Origin of the sequence: Mesorhizobium sp. M0011, assembly GCF_040324155.1 — a bacterium.
GTDB lineage: Bacteria > Pseudomonadota > Alphaproteobacteria > Rhizobiales > Rhizobiaceae > Mesorhizobium.
The window spans coordinates 75,300-94,362 of record NZ_JAMYVQ010000026.1 but is presented as its reverse complement, the minus strand read 5'-3'; the positions used below and the strand labels follow the sequence as shown (position 1 = coordinate 94,362).

10 protein-coding genes are annotated in these 19,063 nt (G+C 61.1%); 1 reads left to right on the top strand and 9 read right to left on the bottom strand.

Features of this window, described 5'->3' with window-relative positions:
- Positions 1 to 82 precede the first annotated feature (82 nt).
- A complete protein-coding gene (locus tag NKK51_RS24640; protein ID WP_352554885.1) occupies positions 83 to 1,213 on the bottom strand; it encodes a hypothetical protein in 1,131 nt (376 codons plus the stop codon).
- 701 nt (positions 1,214 to 1,914) lie between these two features.
- Here NKK51_RS24640 and NKK51_RS24635 point away from each other — a divergent pair.
- Complete coding sequence (locus NKK51_RS24635) at positions 1,915 to 2,553, top strand: LuxR C-terminal-related transcriptional regulator (protein WP_352554884.1); 639 nt, start codon at positions 1,915 to 1,917, stop codon at positions 2,551 to 2,553.
- Positions 2,554 to 2,571: 18 nt separating this feature from the next.
- Here the strand turns inward: NKK51_RS24635 and NKK51_RS24630 are convergent, their stop codons facing one another.
- Genes NKK51_RS24630 through NKK51_RS24595 form a run of 8 tightly spaced genes read right to left on the bottom strand, consistent with a single transcriptional unit; the run spans position 2,572 to position 19,063 of the window.
- Positions 2,572 to 3,189, bottom strand: coding sequence for a DUF4241 domain-containing protein (locus tag NKK51_RS24630; RefSeq protein ID WP_352554883.1), 618 nt, complete (start codon positions 3,187 to 3,189; stop codon positions 2,572 to 2,574).
- 4 nt (positions 3,190 to 3,193) lie between these two features.
- Entirely contained in the window at positions 3,194 to 7,144 is a 3,951-nt protein-coding gene (locus NKK51_RS24625; RefSeq protein ID WP_352554882.1) for an eCIS core domain-containing protein, read from the bottom strand.
- A gap of 49 nt (positions 7,145 to 7,193) precedes the next feature.
- On the bottom strand, positions 7,194 to 7,940 hold the full coding sequence (locus NKK51_RS24620) for a hypothetical protein (protein ID WP_352554881.1): 747 nt from the start codon (positions 7,938 to 7,940) through the stop codon (positions 7,194 to 7,196).
- Between the two features lie 13 nt (positions 7,941 to 7,953).
- A complete protein-coding gene (locus NKK51_RS24615) occupies positions 7,954 to 9,498 on the bottom strand; it encodes a hypothetical protein (RefSeq protein WP_352554880.1) in 1,545 nt (514 codons plus the stop codon).
- Complete coding sequence (locus NKK51_RS24610; RefSeq protein WP_352554879.1) at positions 9,491 to 11,698, bottom strand: phage tail protein; 2,208 nt, start codon at positions 11,696 to 11,698, stop codon at positions 9,491 to 9,493. Before NKK51_RS24610 ends, NKK51_RS24615 begins: the two co-directional genes overlap by 8 nt.
- The gene (locus tag NKK51_RS24605; protein WP_352554878.1) at positions 11,695 to 13,581 is read right to left on the bottom strand and encodes a baseplate J/gp47 family protein; all 1,887 of its coding nucleotides are present in this window, start codon (positions 13,579 to 13,581) and stop codon (positions 11,695 to 11,697) included. The genes NKK51_RS24610 and NKK51_RS24605 overlap by 4 nt, the downstream gene beginning before the upstream one ends.
- Complete coding sequence (locus tag NKK51_RS24600) at positions 13,581 to 18,635, bottom strand: baseplate J/gp47 family protein (protein ID WP_352554877.1); 5,055 nt, start codon at positions 18,633 to 18,635, stop codon at positions 13,581 to 13,583. The genes NKK51_RS24605 and NKK51_RS24600 overlap by 1 nt, the downstream gene beginning before the upstream one ends.
- On the bottom strand, positions 18,632 to 19,063 hold the full coding sequence (locus NKK51_RS24595) for a GPW/gp25 family protein (protein WP_352554876.1): 432 nt from the start codon (positions 19,061 to 19,063) through the stop codon (positions 18,632 to 18,634). The genes NKK51_RS24600 and NKK51_RS24595 overlap by 4 nt, the downstream gene beginning before the upstream one ends.

Below are 19,063 nucleotides of genomic sequence, written 5' to 3'. Positions count from 1 at the left end.
TGGCGCCACATCGGCCACCTCGTCGAAACCATCGAGGCAGCCGAATGCAAGAACTACTTCGAAAACGCAGGCTACGCTTCCGTCAAAATATGAAACGCTCTAGTGACGTGACCCCGTGAGCCACGACACCTATCGCAAGTCCAATTCCCGCGACGATCAAACCGCCGGCGCTAAGACTTCCGGCATATGCACCGGCGGCAAGGCCCGCGGCGGCAGGCGTAGCCGCCTTTTCGCCGATGTTTTTGAGAAAATCGGCTCCCAAAGGGACCGCCTCTGCTCCAGCGAATTCCTTCCACCATCGCGATCCTAGCGGTTTGCCTGCATCCCATTTGCCGAGGACTTCGCTGATCACCTGCTTCATCTGGTCGTCGATGGTCCGCTGATCCTCGGCTTGGATTTTGGCGGCGCGCGTGTCGAGATCGGCAATCAGGTCCGAAATCGCAGCTCGTTCCTCGGCCAGCTCGATGATCTTGTCCGCCGTCAGCCCAGTCACGTCGCCTTGCCATTCGAGCATGAATTCGAACGCTTGGCGGCCCGTTTGTGGTGTCGGTTCGACAGGCCATCCGGGATGCAGCCACGCATTGTAGAGTTCTTGGTAACGCTTCTCGACCAGAAAGCGATGTAGCCGTTCGTTCTTGTCGTCAGAGACGATGTCAGCTCCGCGATCATGCGCGAAAGCAATTGATACCGTCGACATGATGACTTCGGCGAGATGCTCGTGGACCTCAATATACATGTCAGGATCGTCTGGCTCAGCCTTAGTCGGTTTCCAGCAAAGCTCGTTACTCTCGAGAAACCGCATTAGGTCCTCACAAAACTTTTCGCGATGGAGCTGGGCGCCATAGACCACAGTGTCGTCAGAGTCGCCAAGGCCGGGCCGGATAGCCTCAAGCCGCTGGCGACGCTTTTCACGCTGCTTCAAGGCACTGGACTTGCGTAAGCTCTTCAGGAACTTAGTATCGCCGGAGTCCTCCTTCAGCCTTGCGAGAAGCGCTTGAGCGGCCATCTCCACGGATGGTTCAGAAGTGAATGCTCGATCGAGCAGAGGCCCCTCTTCCCCTCCTTTGTAAGCGAACTCGGAAGACGCGGGATCATCCCAACGTCGGAAACCTGGCGGCACGAAGCGATAGACCTTTGGAAAGATCAGGAGAGCGCCCTTTAGCCAGTCAACATCTCTGATATGGATGTAGGGATAGTACAGAGCCGGCTTCATTACTTCTCCTCCTTGGTCGGACGGCTCGTGTACGGCGTGGATGACGCTATCGATGTCGACCTGCTTGGGTTTGACGTCGTTGATTGGGCGTGACAATTGCGTTCATCGAAGACTCATTCGGTCTGTTTCGCAAATTGCAGCGGCGCCTCGACAGAAAGACGAGGATTTTCAGTCTTTGAGACATAGCCAGCAAAATCTCGAACATCGACAAGTTGAGCCCCCCGACGGGACATTCGTGATCCGTTCAGGGAGTCCTAGTCATCCCATCGATCTCGGCTTGTTCGAAATAACCGCCACCATTCACTTAATCAAACTACGCGGCCCGCGAAATTGGGCCAATAGCTATCTGATCTTGAGCAGCCATGTAGAAAGCGGCGTCTACAATCGCAATGGCATTGCTCGCCCGGCCGGGAGGATGCATCGGCTACGGCTGCCGCCGTGGAACGGATGTTTCGCGTTAGGGGCCGATCAGGACGAGAGCGATAAATAACACGTGCTTTGCTTCACCAAGAAATGGCCATATGCACTTGGCAAGGCTTGTTCTTTTGTCAGGCTTCTGGTTGACGACACCTCAAGGAATGCTTGCGCGTATCGATAGCATGTCTGACCCCATCGGTTCTTCTGGGTCAAAAAAACACTGTGTTAGCATCAAAGAACGTGCTTAAATATAAGCTTGGCAGCGCCTTGAGGGGGCAGCGCTCATGCAGGCGGTTATTCTCACCGCAATAAAATTGCTTGGGGATAGTTTGGCTCGGTGCCTGATGGATACCGTGGATATTTCTGTCGTCTCGGTCACAGGCGAAATATCTCAATTGAATGAAATATTAGCTTCTCAAGCTGTCGACATAATATTGATCGATATGACGCAAAACATGGATCTCGATGATGTCCGCGCCCTCGCGGTCTCAGCGCCGGAAGTGGTGTTGATCGCGCTCGGATTGAAAGAGCAGCGCCAAGATGTAATCCGTTGCGGCAGGGCCGGTTTCTCGGCATACGTCGCGCGGGACGCGAGCGTAGAAGCCGTTGCCAAGGCAATGCGAGACGCCGTATCGGGGCGCCTGGCATGCCCGGCAGAAATATCGAGCGGGCTGCTGCGGGCGTTGTTTCGAGCCGAGGTTCGTTCCGTCGACCCCGACGAGGACGCCCCGCTGACCAATCGCGAGGGCAACGTCCTGCAGCTCATCGGCCGCGGTCTCACCAACAAGGAGATTGCGCGCGAACTCAATCTCAGTGTCGCAACGGTGAAGCACCACGTCCACAACGTGCTTGAGAAACTCAAACTGCCTCGTCGCGCTCACGCGATGCGCAGGGTGCGCGAGCGCCCATGGATAGCGTCGTAGGAACCGTGATCCTATCGTTTATTTCAACACCCCGAAATCGACTACCAGCCGGCATGGCGAAGTCCCTGCCATCAGCCATTCGGCTTGATAAATTCCATCGCCGAGTCCACTCGCAAACATCGCGATATTGCGTTGATCACCCCTGACAGGGAAATGCATATTCCGGTTTCCGGTCTGTAGGCCGTCGGGACTGGCGCTGGCTGCAAATTCTTTTTCCAGCACCGCTTCATAATAGCTGGTGTCCTCACGCTCATGCTGAAAAGCCGTCAGCCTGTTGGCGAACAACCGTCTGGTATCTTCGTCGGTGAAGCAAGCCAAACCCGACTCCACGTGTATTCCGGCCTTGTCAGGCATGTTTTGCCGCTGCGCCGGTGTGGCGCTATCCGGTTCGTCCTCGTTGAAGATAACTGCCGCAAGAGCAACACGCTCGCCCCATATGTCCATGGGCGCCTGCACCAGTCGAACTACGTAGTGTCCCGGCGTCAATTCCAGGTCCAATGGTCCGGCTTCCCCTACGGAAAACGGATCGCAGCACACCAGCCTGCCCGTGGGAAGGTAAAGTCTCCCCATGTCGATTTCCTTGATCAATCGGTTACGCTGGTATCCCCCCTTCGCCCAGTTCAGGCAAACGCTCATCCATTTATCTCCTTGGGGGCAAGTATTTGCTGTTGGCCCGCGATCCCCTGCTCCTGTTCACTGCGGATGGCTCGAGAATGTAGTTTCTATAGTCTAGCATCCAGGCTCTTACGGCGCCCGATTTTGGTGCCGGAGGACCGGTATCCCGACCGGTGTTGTTCCAGTAATCGACGGCATCCAACGGCTCGTGGCTCATGTCGCAGTCGGCGAGTGGATGCCAGCTACCCTTTTTCCATTCGACAAAGGCAACGCCGCCGCGCATTTCAATTTTCCCTTTGTATTTGAACTCGATGAGATCGCGGCCCGTCTTGTCGGCCTTGCTGGGCGTACTGCCAAGATATTTTTCGCGCAGGCCCTCTTCAACATATTCGCGAATGATGCCGGCGGCCCATTTCTCTTGGAATTCCTTGGTCAGCATCTGAAGCTGACCGGCAATGGCGTCGACGGAATAATGCACCCGGTCCGTGCTGATGACGATGATTTGGCCCATCCGCTCGGTTCCCTTGTACGGTATGGTGACCCTGTCGCCCGCCTTCACAGCCAACGCGACGGCGTTCTCGGGAAGAACATCCATGAGGAAGCCGACAAATGTCGACAGTCGCATCATCTCTTCTTTGTGGTCGCGTTCAAGCCGCTGCAGGGACGGATCCTTCGTTCGATTTGCAAATGCGAGCTGCTGTTTCAAGCGTGCCAAATTCGTCATCGACGTCCGGCACGAGGACAGTTTCGACTGAGCGAAGTCCCGGATCTGCGGGTTTGCCCGTATTGCCGCTTCGACCCTCACGATGAATTCGTCGGTGTAAACTTCCGTGCTGGCGATCTTGAGACGAGCATTGTCCTGGGTTCCGGAATAGAAAAGGCGATGCGGTTGGCCTTTCTGATCCCGGAAAGAGACACTCTCTCTCCACCATTCCGTGACCGCCGCCACGCCGGCCTTGACAGCGCCGACCAGCTTTTCCAGCGCAAGCTTGATCTTGTCGATCACCCACAGGATGGCGTTGTCGACCTTCTCGCGCAATTTATCGATGATGCCGCGGATGGCAGCGCCGACGCCACCGAGACCGACCTGATCGGCCAGGAACCCGACGACCACCGGCAGGCCGCCTTGCATGATCTTGTAGAAAGTCGCACCAACCTTCTCGACCGCGCCGTTGGCGATATCAAGCACATTGTCGAGCGCCTGGTTTGCCATGTCCAGGATACGACGTGCCCAGCGCACCGCCGTGAGAATGGCACGATAGATGCGGCGCGCGATGTCGACGATCTCGGAAAGCCCAGCTGAAGCCGCCGCCGCGGCGAGCATGATAGCGATCTCCTCGGCGACCTTCGCAGCGACCCATTCGGCAAGTCCGGTCAGGATGGTGACGCCGAATTCCTTAGCCTGGTTGATCATGCCGCGCGCGTTCTCGACGGGCGACTTGGTGGTGTCGATTGCCTTGTCGACCCAGGCAACGACGCCCGCGATCTTGCCCACGGCGGCACGTATCTTGTCGATGGTCTGGTCAGGGAAACGCTTCTTCATCAGCTCGAAGATGTGATCGGAGGAGATGTCGAGCACGCTGAGAGCAAAGTCGAAAAGCTGGCGCGGTTCGCTCCAGTTGGTCGGAATGACGATGTTCTTTTCCTTGATCTCGCCGAGCAGCCAGCCTTGCAGGCCAATCTTCAGGTTCTCGATCTTGTTGTCCCAGAGCATCCTGAAACCGTGGCCGACCGAGCGAATGACGTTCTTGATGAAGTCGAGCGGCTTCTTGACAACGATATCCCAGGCGGCAACCGCCTTGTTGGCGACCGTCAACAGCAGATCCGGCGGCAGATTGAAGACCCGCAGGATCAGGAAGAACGTCGCCTTCACCGCCCCCATCAGGTCGTGGTCGTGGAACACAAGCTTGATGATCTTGCCGACATCCTCCTTGGTCTTCTGCCAGGCTTCATTGTCCTTGGCCAACTCCTGGAAGATCTCGATCTGCCTGAGAATGATCGGGCCGAGGAAATCGACGATCGGGTCGCGCACGCAGGTGGGAACGCGGTCCCAGATCGCCTCGCCCAGCAGCACCGGCAGACCCCAGATGTCGATGATGACGTCGGCGACGCGGGCGAAGAACTGCAGCACGCCTTCGAGCAGGGTTTGCAATTTGCCGAGCGCCCCCTTCAACCAGGCGCCGAGCTGCGCCAGTTGGCCATTGGCCCAGGCAGCAAGCGCGTTAACCTGCGAGGCGATCCACTGAACGGCGGAGACCGCAAACGACAGGATCGAGCCTCCTAGCACGCCAACTGCTCCCGCCATGCCTGCGGCGAGATTGTTGAGCGCGCCGCTGATCGACTGTGCAACGTTCGTGAACGTTGCGCCCAGCCGGCCCACGGCATCGAGCAACGGCGGTATCAGCGTCTGCTCAAGATAGACCCGTGCCGTGGCGATGATGTTGCCCTTGCCCCAGTTGGCGGCGATCCAGCGGATGCCGTTTATCGCGCCGGCGATCGCGCCACCGACCGCAAGGATCGGGCCGGCCGGCGACAGCGCCAGCGCAACGCCGGCGACGGCAGCGCCAATGATCGTGAGCTGCTTGGTAAAGGGCGCCAGTTGAAGTTTGATATTTTCCCAGACGGCGCTCAGCTTGCCCTGCACCCATTGCAGGATGCCGGCCTCGCCCTCTGGGCCGTCGCCTATTCCCAGCTTGTTCTTGAGCCACGTCCAGGCCTGGGAATAGACTTCGCGGATAGCGCTGGTGTTGTCCCACAGCCACTTGGCCGCGTCGGACACCATCTTGGCAATGGCCTTGATCTGCTCCCATTGCGAGGAGGCGTACTGCTTGATCCAGTTCCAGATCGGGGCGCCGATCTTGTCCCAGACCCCGCTCAGGAAATCCTTGATCGCCGCGACCACCGGCTGCAGCGTCTCGACCATCGGCGTGATCAGCTTCTCGGCCGCCTTCTCGATCTTGTCGGCGGCATCGCGGATCGGGCCACAGTCGTTCTTGGCGATCTGCGCAGCAGCGGCCTGGAGGCTGGCGATCACGGGCGCGAACTGCGCCGTGAGCCCCTGCCCGGCACCGGCCACGGCGTTCACCGGCGCCATCAGCGTCGTAAAGACGCCCTCGACCGCCGACATCGCGTTGCCCTTGAGCCACTCGGCGAAACCATTCGGACCGCCATTGATGATCGGCACAAGCCCAGGAGCAACGATTCCCAACGCCTGCAGCACGAGATCGCCGGGATTTGGCAGCGCAGTCGCCGCGAGGTCGGCGGCAGCGTCTGAAATGCGATCGGAGAGCGAGGGCCCGCCGTCCCGCTGGATGCTGTGCGGTGTGGCGGCGCCTTGCTGGACGGTGTGTGTCAGTTCGTGTGCGATCAGTTCGCGGCCTTCGCGCCGCTCGGGCTGGTACTGGTTGCGTCCGAAGAAGATGTGCCCGCCGACGGTGAAGGCCTTTGCATTCATGCGGTCACTGAGCCCAGCCGCCTGCTCTCCCGTGTGGACACGAACCTGCGAGAAGTTTGAGCCGAAGCGCGGCTCCATGAAATTGCGCACGGCAGGTGAAAGCGCCGCGCCGCTGCTCATGCTGGCTGAGATTTGAGCCGTGACGCCTGGCGGCGCCAACGACCCGGCGATCGGCGCCGCGGCAGATTTCGTCGGGGCGCGCAGCAGTTGCGGTCCCTCGCGCGATGAGACCGAGACCGGCGTTGCCGTACGAATGACAGCCGCTGCCGTCGCGGTTGCTTCCCGTTCGGCCGCGTCCTGGGGCGAAGAGATGCGCAGACCGGTTGAAGGAGAACCGGAGGAAGCCGCCGGCGCCTGGGTGGTGGCGCTGCGTGCGATCAGCGCCAGCATGGCTTGATCGCCCACCCGTCTCTGCAGCGCCTGCACCGGAGAGACTGTATGGACGATCGCCGCGCGCTGAACCGCGACCGGCGGCCGCCGGTCCGGCTTCGAAGCCTGTCTCTGCAAAGCGCGTTCCGTCATGCGGGAAATGGCCTCGTTGCGTGCAGAACTGATGCGCCGGCGGGGTGGTTCAGGCGGCCGTCGTCCTTTCGGGGGCCACGGCCTGGGCTGCGTCGACCGCGGCGGCGTCCTGTTTCTTTTGCGGGGGACAGGGTTGAGCCATCGCAGGCCGGATCTGCCTCACCATCGATACATCCGTAGGAGCATCTTTAAGCTGCGAGGCCCCATCGACAAGGATGAGGTCAAGCCTGGCGATGAGGATGCATTCCCCGCAATCGCCACCGCAGCCGCAGCCGCAATCATCGACCTCGCCCCCGCCGCAGTAACAGACGCCGGGCGGTGGTACCGCCGAACCTGGATAGAGCTTAATCTTGTAGCCATCCTGCAGGCGCGTCTTGACGCATGTCGCATCGTCATCGTGCGAACATGCGGTCTCGCGTGAGCGGCAAGGTTGACAGGTGTGGCAGGCGACAACCCAGATACTCTTGGGGAACGGATCACAACCGGGATCGAACTCCAGCGTCAAATCCCTCGGCACTTCGATGGGATTGCCGCCGCAATCGAGGCCCAGCCCGCGCTTGATCTGGACGCTGAGCTTCTGGCCTTTGCAGATTGGCTTGCCCTCAACCTTCAATCCGCAGATCACCCCGCATCCGAACAGCGAGCGGAACAGCAGCCGTGTGAGGTTACGGGTGTAGTCGACGGCAGCAGTGAGGTCTTCATCCTCAAGCAATTGCCCCGGGCTGTAGGTCGGGCGGGCAAGGCCCGAAAGCCCTGTCGAGGGTCCTGCCAGAAGCAGTTCTTTGACGCTGTTCATGATCAATCCTCACTCAACGGGGTTTCTTGGGCGTCGGCGGTTTTCTTGCCGGCATCCCCTCGACGGAAAAGGAGGACGTGAATGTGCCTCCTGGCGTGCCATTTCCCGATGGGACGGCTTGCAGTCCACGGGAACTGGCATCGACACACAAGCCGCTGCAGTCTTCGATAAGATCGCCATGGATCTCGATTTCGATGACGAATTCGTCGTCTTTGAACTTTGACGAACCCTGCAGAACCTCGTCCCTCCACCAATCGAACTCGACTTCTACGCGGAACCGGTCCGTAAGGCCGGGCGACAGATCATTGCGTGTTGGGCTGGTATCGAGGTTGAGGATCGGGACGCGCAATTCTTCCCTCCAGCCGGTTCCCCCGTCGGTGGTAAGCGCCCTCATCAAGATGATGTCGGGACGTATTGAAGCCGACTTGACGGGCGCCGAAAAGGTCACCTCGAAATGGGTCGGTATCGGCGGCTCATAGCTGTCGTCGTTGGTTGATGCACGGCCCTCGAACATCGCTTCGAATGCCTTCCAGGGCACGGGCGGCTCTTCCGCGCTACGATGCCACTTCTCCCAACTGATCCCGGAGATACGGGTAAGGTCGCAGCCGCGCACGAGATCGAACAGCAGGTCGTTGTTCTTGACGAGACGCCGCGGTCCACTTGCATCGTCGATGATGACTTTGACGGGATCGCATTCCTTGTCGCCAGGTTGCACGGTGAGGCAAGCCAGTTCGATCCATTGATGCAGGGCAATCTCATACTTGCCCCAGCAGGGGAGATGGGAATCGTGGTCGGCGACGTCCCGATCCGTGACCCACTGGCTCAGCCGTGCGTGCGGGCCGCGGACATCGCCTTTGCAGGCATCGGCAACGCAATCCTTGCCGTGGTCACCCGGGCAACGGGGCTCGCCGCACGGGCAGGCTTTCTTCTCCTCCAGTTCGCGCAGCGAAAAGACCGCCGTCTCGCGGACATACGCCCGCTCCGGATGACCGCAGCCGCAGAAGCGCGGCTGTATGATGCCGCCTGTCTTTTCCTCGGCGTAGTGAACGGAGAGGATGTAACGGCCCTTGGGCAGCTTGCTAAGGTCACGGGCACACCAGTGACCGGTGTCGAGGAAAAGGTAGAAGGTGTTGCTCGCATCCAGGGAGCAATTCCTGGCATGCACAACCTCCCGGCCGTGGCGATCAAAGGCGATGCCATCGCCGACCCATAGCGGATATGGGGTGTTGTCCTCGACGGAAGCCGCAGCGGCATCTTGCGCCGGGCTCCGTGGTTCCTGCCGCGGCGCGTCAGCGACGGCGAGCTCGCCGGCGTCCGGTCCGCTGGTATCCTGAACGTCCGGCTGCATGGTTGCGATCTCGTCGGGTATCACCACCTCGATTTTGGGCCGGTCGGGCTGCGACAGCGCGAAGCCCTCCACGACACCCCAGCCCAGAACCGCGCGGTTGATCAGCCGCCGGCGGTTGATCTCGTATGACTGCTCGATGTCGTATTCTTCTGCCTGCATTCGTTTGCCGCTGAAGAACCGATTGCGCGTGGCGTCGGCTAAATCATGCATGACGACCTTCTCCCTTTCCTGGCCGCGCCTGGCGCTGCCGCAAACCCATTTCGAAACCCGAATCCGTGATGCGCCCGTCAGCCCAACCCGCGAGGACTGTCCGCCCGATGACACTGTTCTCGCCAAGTCCACCTGGCCCCTCGGCGGCGAGAACGAGATTGCCGTCCTCGTCGAACATCGTGTTCGGCAGGGCTGTCCACCGGACGGCGATCCGGAGGCCGAACGGTACGAATTGTTCAAGGATGGCAGGCAGCAGGGGCGCCAGCTTCCGCTTCGTGTCCATTGGCGCGCTGAGCGATATCCGAAGTGTCGGTACGATCGTTGCGAGCGAATTGTCGTCTGGCGGGGCGCAGGGAAGCCTCTGCAAGCCGACTGTAGCTTTGCGGCCGAGCTTCACATCCGCCCCGCGCCGCCCGGCGAGCAGCGCCGGGATCGCAGCGCCTTTCGTGCGTGGACCACCAAGCCGCATGGGCGTGTAGTCGACGGTCATGTCGGCAATTTCGATGATCGCGTTCTTGCCCAGCAGGTGTTCAAGTAGCGTTGCCAAACCATCTCGGGTGCCGCGCTGGTTCACCAGTGCTCCCGCCACGCCCAGCAGGGCGCGTTTTGTTGCCGACGGCAAAGCATCGTGCCACGGCAGGTCGAACCAGCGCCCGAGATAATCGAGCCAGGTATCGGGTGCGTGGATGGAGTCAAGCTGCCGTCCGATGTTCCGGACCGCCGCATCAATACCCTGGGTCGTCGTCTCGATCACCCCGACCAGCCGGCGCAGCACGCCGCCCGGATCGTTGTCGGGCCCGTTGAACATCGCCGGCAGGCGTTCCATGAGCGAGATCTCGGGGTAAAGAACCCGCAGCTCGGCCAATCGGGGCGAACGTGCCGACGCCGGCACGTCGAGCCTGAGCCGCAGCCAGAGCCATTGGTCCTGGGTCCCAAACAGCGGAACAGCGATCGGGCCACCCTTCCCGGCCGGTCCCGCCACGGCAAAGGTCCGGTTGATTGTGTCGCCGTCGTCCAGCAGCCGCCAGATCAGCTCATGCCGCTGGGCGACCGTAAGACCCGTATCGTTGGACACCGCCAGCACCTGACCCGCGAGGTCGGCGTCGTCGGTGCTGGCATAGCTTACCTCGAGCGACACGCCTTCGGGCAGCTCCATCATCAACTCGGCACGCGACCAGCCCCTGCGTTCGCCAACCGGCGACATCAGCCGTGGCGTCATCAGCCACACAGTCGTTGCCGCGGTTTCCTCGGCGCGGGCCAACCGCCAAAGGCCCCGTTTCGTGGCGAACCACACCGTCGCCGGCCCGAGGGCGAAGTCCGAAGGAACGAGATCGACGCGACATCCCGCCGCGTCGAGAAACAAGTCCCCAAAGGCAGGTTGCAGCAATTCGCCGGCAGCATCGAGAAGCAGGAATTGCCATTTGCTCCCATCCCCTTGCTCGCAGCCAAGCCCGATGCGGCCGCGCCCATCGGTCGCGAGCCGGGTCGCGGTCCATCCAGGAGCAAGCTGTTCCATCGACAGATCGCGCATGACCGAACCGGACTTGGCGCAGACGAACGACAGCCTCTCCCCTTGCGCTGAGAGAAGGACAATCGTGGTTCCGCGACCGAGAATTCCGATCTCCCTCGGCACACCAGCAGCTTTGGCCATGGTCTGGCGGCCGACGAGGCAATCACGGCAATCAAAATGCAAAAGCTCGGGCCGATCTGTGGTCGCGACGAGCAGCCAGATGCCGTCTTTGCCGTCGGGTGCAAAATCGACGATGGCGATGACGGCCGGCTCATCGAGACGATGCAGTTCATCGAGGGCGATCGTCCTGGCGCACTGGAACGTCTCGCGATCATAGCGCCGCAGCGTCTTTGCACCGAACGCCCATACCCAGTGGCGGTCCATGACAAGGCGGGGACTTGCCTCGACGATCTCGTCGATCCAGTCCGGGCCGCAAATCTGGTCGAACTCATCCATCCAGCCGATATCGCCGCCCTGCCCCGAGGCATCGGATGCCACGAACCGCCAAACTGGATTGTCGTACGGGTCGGACGCGACCGTCGACAGAGCGCCCAAACTTCCGATTTCAGCGGCATGCGGCCCGAGCGGCTGCACCGGGATCAGCCCTTCGCCATCGGCCCGCAGCCCGCGCGTCAAGCACAAGTCCCATTGTTTGCTCGCGGCGAAGCGATAGACTTTTTGCGCGCTCATCCCCGCGTCTCCCCGGCCTGCTGGAAGGTCAGGTCACCTGCGGCGAAGACAAGCTTGGGAAGCTCCGCCGGACCTATGGCGATCTTCGTTTCGACCGGCGTTCCGGACTGGTAGAGGACAACGTCGCTGGCCTTGGTCACACCGTCGACGCCGCGCAGCCAGGCCTTGACCGTGAGCGCCGCGACATCGCGGCCAAACGGCCAACTCTTGTTGGGAAATTTCGGATCGACCGCGGCGAGATTGTCGGCCAGACACTTCGCCGCCGCGGCGCCGACCATCGCCACGTTGGCGGTGCGGGCGACAGTCAGCCGGGCTGTGATACGGATTTCGACATAGTGAGGGGCGACGACGGCAAGCCGTTGGCCAAGCGGGACGCGCGGCGCGAGCCGCACACGGATGGTCTCAAGCCACGTCTCGGATTCGGGTGTTGAAACGCCCTCCGCGTCGCGGCTCGCCACCGCAAGCAGCACCCGCGTTCCGCGCAGCTTGCCGCTGTCAGGCGCAAGCTCCACCGCCCGTGCGACACCAAGATCGGCGAGCCCGTTGGCTGCCGCTGCCAAGTCCGCGGACGTGACATAGGGTTCTTTCCTGAAACACTGCTCGATCGCCTGGACCTTCAGATCGTCGAGCGCGTCGGTGTTGCCGCCGCCGCCGCAGGGCTCTCCATTGACGCCGTAGATGCCGGCAAGACCTGCAACGTTCCAGCCCAGTCCGGCGGGCAGGTTGCCTTCGGTCCCACGGCAGGTGAAGTAGTCGACCGTGAGGGTGGCGTTCGCCGGCAGCGCCCTGCCGTTGATGCCGTTGCCGAAACAGATCAATCCCTCGACGGGATCGAAGGTAAAATCCGGGTCATCGGGAGTGCTGCTCTCGAAGTCCTCCACCTGTCTCCATACGGAGTTGCCGCCAAATTCGAGCTCGGTGACGGTGAATGCGGGTTTGCCAACCCAGCCTTGTTCGCGCAGCAGGTAGGTTTGATCGGGAAGCCCGGTGCCGATCGCCGGGGCTTCCTCGTGCTGCTTGGTACGCTGCAGCACCTGCACGACGTTCGGAGCAATCCGACGCAACCGGGGCGGCCGCAAAAGGCCACCACGGGCGCTCTGTAAGACGATGTCGAAGCCGGCGCCCGTTTGCCGCCGGTGTGGTCTGGCCAATATGATGACGCCGCTTTGCAGCATCCCTTCGGTCGTATCCTGGACGATGTCGAGCGCTTGCGAGCCATTGTCGTCCTGCAAGCTGGCCCTCAACCAGGACCGGCCCGGTCGGGCCGCGATCCTCGACGTTCTCGGCGTTGGTGTCTCGACACCGAGGATGAGCACCGCCTTTTTGTCCGCCATGTCCAGCTTGCCCGTGAAGCTGAGCACCAGGCTATCGTCCTCGCATGGGGTTGGCCCGAATGGCAGGAAGGTCGCACCGCTCTTGCTGTTGATTTGCGTCTGGTCGGCGACCTTGCCATCCGCGAAGTGGGTCGCAACCTTGGCGAGCTTTGCGTTGCTAAGAAACTGGGTTGTGTCGGTAGCGAATGAAGGCGCCTCCGGATAATTGGGGGTTGCCAAGGTTCCCTCGGCCAGCACCCTGTCAAAGGGTCCCTTCCCCGGCGACCACGCCGGATTCTGCTCGACGGGCCAGATCAGGGCAGTCGCCGGGACAGGCCGCTGTGGGGCAACGCCGAGCATCTTGGCGTAAGCAAGCTGCTCGTCCCGCCGCAACCGGGATAGGGCATAGATCTGGGCTTCCGCCTCGAAAGCGAGAAGCTCAATCAGCATGATGCCCGGATCGTGGATATTGTGGTCGGTCCAGTCGGGCGCGAGACCCGGAATCGACGAACGTCCTTTTTCCAGGAGCCGTTCGAAATCGATGTCGTCGAGGTTGAGCCGAAGGTCCATCAGGCGCCGACCTCCTCATCCACGACCGTCGTCACCGAAACGTCGTCGTCGCGAACGACAAACAGTTCGGAGGGCTTCAGCGGGCGCGCGCCTTTGGCGGCATGGGTGACGATGGCGGACTGAACATCGACAAGCCCCTTGATCCCGGGCAGACGTTTGTTGGCCATGAGTTGGGCTGTGATGTCGCTCTCATCCGGCGATGCGCCCAGCCGCCAGCCGAGACCGTCGATCCCTCCTGTCGCGGGATCCAGCAGGGCGACAACGCGTTTGATGGCTTCGTCGGCCACCGATCCGCCCTCGGCGAGATCCGCGACGGTAATCTTCAGGGCAATGCTGCCCGCGACAATTGCAGGTGTCTCGACGACCAATGCGCCTACGATCGAAAGGAACGGCGGCATTCGTTCGATAAGATAGCGCCTCAGTTCGCGCCGGGCGGCGTTCGTGGGCAACGGCAAGCGGCCGCGCATGACCTGCACCACCCGGACACCGGCATCCGTTCGAAGTGCTTTCACCTGCGCGATATCGGGGGAAGACTGCAGGGCAAGCTGCTCGATGTCACCAATGGTCAGGGCGCGGTCACGCATCCTGAGGTTGGTTGGTGCGAACCGCAACGCGATCTCCGGACCTTGCGGGCTCGAGCCACCGGCGGCGCCTTCGGGCGCGATCGTGGTGTCGACGCCGCCGATCGGTGTGATCAGATTGATCTGCCCCCAGGCGGGCACCTGGTTCGCCGCATCGCCGCCGCCACGCTGATAGGAAACGGCGACGATGTTGTCGCGGCCAATTGGAGGAATCCGGCCATGCTTGCCGTTGCCGAACGTGACCTGGCCATCCGCCGCTGCAAGCTCGAAGACCCTGGCCTTTGCATCCGCTGCGGCGAGCGTGTCCTGTGTCCAGCGAACCCAAGCACCTTGCCACGGACCCACTTCCGTCAGAACGCTTTCTGGATCTGCTTTGAGCAATTCGTCGATTTCCTCATCGCCAAGTGGCTCGCGTACCCTCAGCTCCAGCGAACCCTCGACCACCGGCGGGCGGGCAACGGACACTTTCTGGTCCGGTGAACCGTCGGATGAGCCAAGAACCTCCTGCTTCTGCGTCTCGACCGCGTCGGCGAAGGCGGCATTGAGGTAGACGGCGCGAATCCTGGGTTGCCAGGTGCCCTCGAACCCGAACTTCGGTTTCAGCCGCAGCCAGTACATGGTTTGGCCGAAATATCGGGCCTCCCGCAGCTCTTCGGGCAAAGACAGCGTCAGTATGCCGGTCTCGCTAAGCCCTCTCGTCCCGTCCTTCACCGGGACACGCGCGAAAATCCCGTCGGCGAAAGCTTCGACCACCAGCGGGAAAGCACCATCGAAAGCGCCCTCCTCGACAAGGACCAGAAGGGTGATGGAACCGCCTTTTAGCGACGCGTCGAAGCCCAGATAGATGGCGCGATCAAGCTCGGCCTCGTGATCGTCGGATGCAGAGATTGCGTCGTCGGCTGCCGCCCCGCCGCAGTCGCAGCCGGATGCTGCTACACCACCTTTGACGAGACGCACTCCCGTTTTCGGCAGCGCGTTCTTCAGCGGTGTGAAAACCTGCACTTGCGCATTCGGCGCGGTGTTGGCATCGGTCTGGTCACGATAGCCGCCATTGTCCTGCGTCAGCACCAGGTCGGGCGACAGAGGCGTGCAGAGCTTGTAGCTGATGGAAATGTTGACGACATACGGGGCGCGAACGCTGCTGGGATCACGGGTGACGGTTTGCGTGTGCGATCCATCCAGCGGGTCGGTGGTTGTCAGCGTTACTTTTTCCTGCCCGTAGTCACCGCCGATGAGCCGCGCACGGATCCAGTGATTGGTGCGCCCGACAACATCGCCCTTTTTCAGACCGTCAGGAACCGTCAATACGATGTCGCCGGTCGAAACGAGATTGCGCGTCCCATCTTTGACCTCGGGAATCTTCCACCAACTCTGCCCGTCCCAAAATTCCCATGACAATTCGGGATTGGACGGCTGCGAGGGGGCATAGCTGGTCTCGCCGCCAAAGGCGGTATGCAGTTCCGCGATCAGGCGTACAGGTTCCGGATAGACCCTGCCGGATAGTACGAGCAGCTTCATCTCACCGTCGTCGGCCACATCATTGATCCGGAAGACCTTCGCTTCTATCTCGATTTGCTGATCCGACGGCCAGATAATGCCCGGGATTCCCTTGAGCCTGAGTGCCGATCGCAGAGATGTACGATGCTCCTCGGGGCCTACGACTTTCCGGTAGACCCCAGTCCAGCCCTTGGAAATCGCTACGGAGAGCGTTGCCAACCCTTTGTCGATGTCGGTGACCACGGCGATGCGCGATGGGCCGCCTTTTGTGAGATTCAGATAGAGGCTGTCATCTTTTTTTATGGCAGAGTCGTCCCCAAGCACCAGCTTGTAGACATCCTTGTCAGCTTCGATTTGGATCGGATTGTCCGGACCATAGCTGCGGAAAACATATGCCTTTCGTTCGGCGGAACCTTGAACCGCGTCCTTCAACAGGAAGATCGTACCCCCGCTCTTCGCGTCCAGTACTCGCTCCGGTTCCGCAATCGTGCTGTAGTTATCGCCCGACTTGGCAAAGGCGATCACGTATTCGCCGACATCGACACGATCGGTAGAGACCACGACAGACCTGAGCTCGGCATCGGTTAGAGTCTTGATGGTCAAGACTTCAGCGATCGTGATCGCCCCACCGTCCTGGGGAATAACGTAGCGACCGAAACACGGAACTGGAGCTCCCTTGAGACTGGCGCCTCCCAAGATTGCAGGTCCGGTCTGGACTGGGTCATTCTCCACGGATGGAGTCCAGATGCAGAGTTGCGTCGTCTTCGTATCGTCGGTTCCAAAAAAGAGGGCGATCGGCGCCTCGCCGCTACCGGCGAGTCCGAAGCTGCCCCCGATCAGCCCCAAGTCCGCCTGTTGTTCGGTCGGGGCGGCGGGATCGAACGCATTGATCGCGACGACCTTTCTTTCGATGGTCTTCTTTCGGTCGATTTCGATTTCGCTCTCGACAGCGGCGAAGACGGTTCGGCGGTCTTTTCCGCTGACCAACAGCGGATAGGCGCTGGTGGGGTACTGTGTCTTCGCGTCTTTTCTTCCGATATCGATCCATTTGCCGCCAACAAGGATCAGAGGCCGGCCGAGGCTGGTCACGGCCACCAGGTCGCCGGTCGCAGATGGGGCGCGCTGCGCACTAGTATGATCGATCCCGGCGGCAAGCCGCGTCAAAGGCCCTGCACCCTCGGGGACGGCGGCCTCCATTTGCGTCCAATCGCTGCTGCCAAGCGCGTCGCGTGAATAGACACGGCCTGCCGATACGGCGTACACAAGAAGCGAGCCATCGGATGGTATCAGAACGGTGTCGGTGACATCGCTGGCATCACCGGGTATTCCCAGCGACAGTCCTTTGTCGACCCCGCCATCCGGCCCATGGGCCCACAACCAGACCTCTTTGCCGACAGCAGCGCTGATGTAGACGGTATTGTTGACTTTGGCGGCGCCTGGTCGTCGTCCCGCCGTCAGATTTAACGGCCGACCGGTACTGTCATTGGGTATCAATGGTGGATAGAAATTGGGTGGAGTGGCCGGATCCGTGTTTTCGATTTTGATGACGCGAAGTCTCTTGTCGCTGGTGACGCCAGCAACAATAGTGACCTTGTCCTGGAGCTCGGCCGACACGATCGGGCCGGAAAAATCCTCCCCGGTCTCGACACGGATGGTGACTTCGGCGCCCGGTTTGGAGAAGGCCTGCTCGCAGCCGAGGTAGAATGAATCGAACAGCCGCGGCTCCCGTCCGAGCGGATAAAACGCCTGATCCATCACCAACGGTGCGGTATTGGCGATCCCCTCGATCTTGAATTTCTCAGCCGGTGGCTTCAGATAATCTTTGTAGTTCTTCCGCTGCTGCTCTGCCTCTTTGTCGTCGGATTTCGGAATTTCGGGCAGACAGTTGACCCTTAGGCCGAGGCCATGGATCAAGCTGGCCTTCTCGGATGACCCACCAGGCGATGTGGCGCGGATCCATCGCGATGGCCTCCCATCGATTTCGAGGGACTCGATCGGGCCTGATTCCTTCTTAAGGTACAGGCCGGGGGCAAGGTCCTCAGCTCTTTTGAGCTCTATCCAGTCGGCGTCCTTGTCGGTAGCGTCCTTGTCGTCCTTTCCCCAATAACACCAAGCCCAGCCTTCCGGTAACGAGTCGCCGGTCACCTCGATAAGCGCGGCTGTCTTGATGTCCAGCCCACCTTCGGAACCGAGATACAGCGCGTGCCGCTGCTGGTTGCGTTCCGCCGCACTGAATGGATCGAAAGCCGTCACCCGCCTCAGAACACTGCCTGCATCAAGGTTCGTCGCAGCGATCAGCTCATCGCTCGGCCGAATTTCGACCTCTCCAACGCCGGGTTCGATTGTTACCAATCCGTCCTTGGCTTCCTTGATGCGGAAGCGGTTCTTGGCCGGATCCTCGATGATCATCCCCTCTGCCAGCCCGGTTGGTGGATCGAGTTGCAGCTTCGTCGTCTTGGCGCGGGCCGATGCCAGGAGGCGCCATTCGCTGGGCGCCGGTTTTGGCGCTTCCCATGGCGAAAGCCCCACGAACGGTCCATAGAAACGATCGTCCTTCGGTTCGGCGCCGAACACGGCCGCAAGTGCCGCCGGGACAACCTGCACCGGCACACTGGTCTCGAAGATGACCGGCTGCCCGCCGGCATCGGCTTGCATCTGGATCGGCGGTTGGGCCAGCACCGGCTCCGAGTGCGCCGCCATGTGGAAAGCCAATGGTATCCGTGCCGCCCGGCCAGCCTTGCCGCGCACGCCAACCCAGTCGAGGAACCCGCGGAAGCTCTTCTCCGGCACGCGGTCGAGCCTCTGCGTGACCTGAGATTCGAGCTGAGCGGCGATCTTGAGCACTGCAGCACCAGCGTCGCCTGCCTGGGTCAGTGCGTGCCATTCCGGTAGCCACATGCGCGCGCGATCGAGCAGTTCCTTTTCGAGCTCCGCGCGTCGGCGCTTGTCGTATTGAGGTGGCGGAGGCAGTGTCATTGGCGACGGACCTCCGCTTGGCTCGCGCCACCTTCGCGGAAGTAAAAGGGAAAGACGTAGTTTCCGGTCTGGTTGGTGCGCCGCACCCGGTATTCGATCTCGACCAGCAGCATGCCATCGGCGGCCCGCAGAGGATCCGCCCAGACGCTGATCAGCTCGATCCTCGCCTCGTATTTGATGAGCGCGTCGCGCACCGAGGTTTCGACCCGGGTCAGCATCGCGACATCCATCACGTCATAGACAAGGTCGTGGATGCCGCAGCCGAAATCCGGCCGCATCACCCGTTCGCCGCGCTGTGTCCGGAGAATGATCTGGATGGCCTGCCGGATGTCTTTCTCGTAGTTGGCGAATGCCAACGCACCGGTCCTGGGATCGATCGCGATCGGAGTGTTCCAGCCGCGCCCCAGCCATTCTTTCTGATCGTCCAT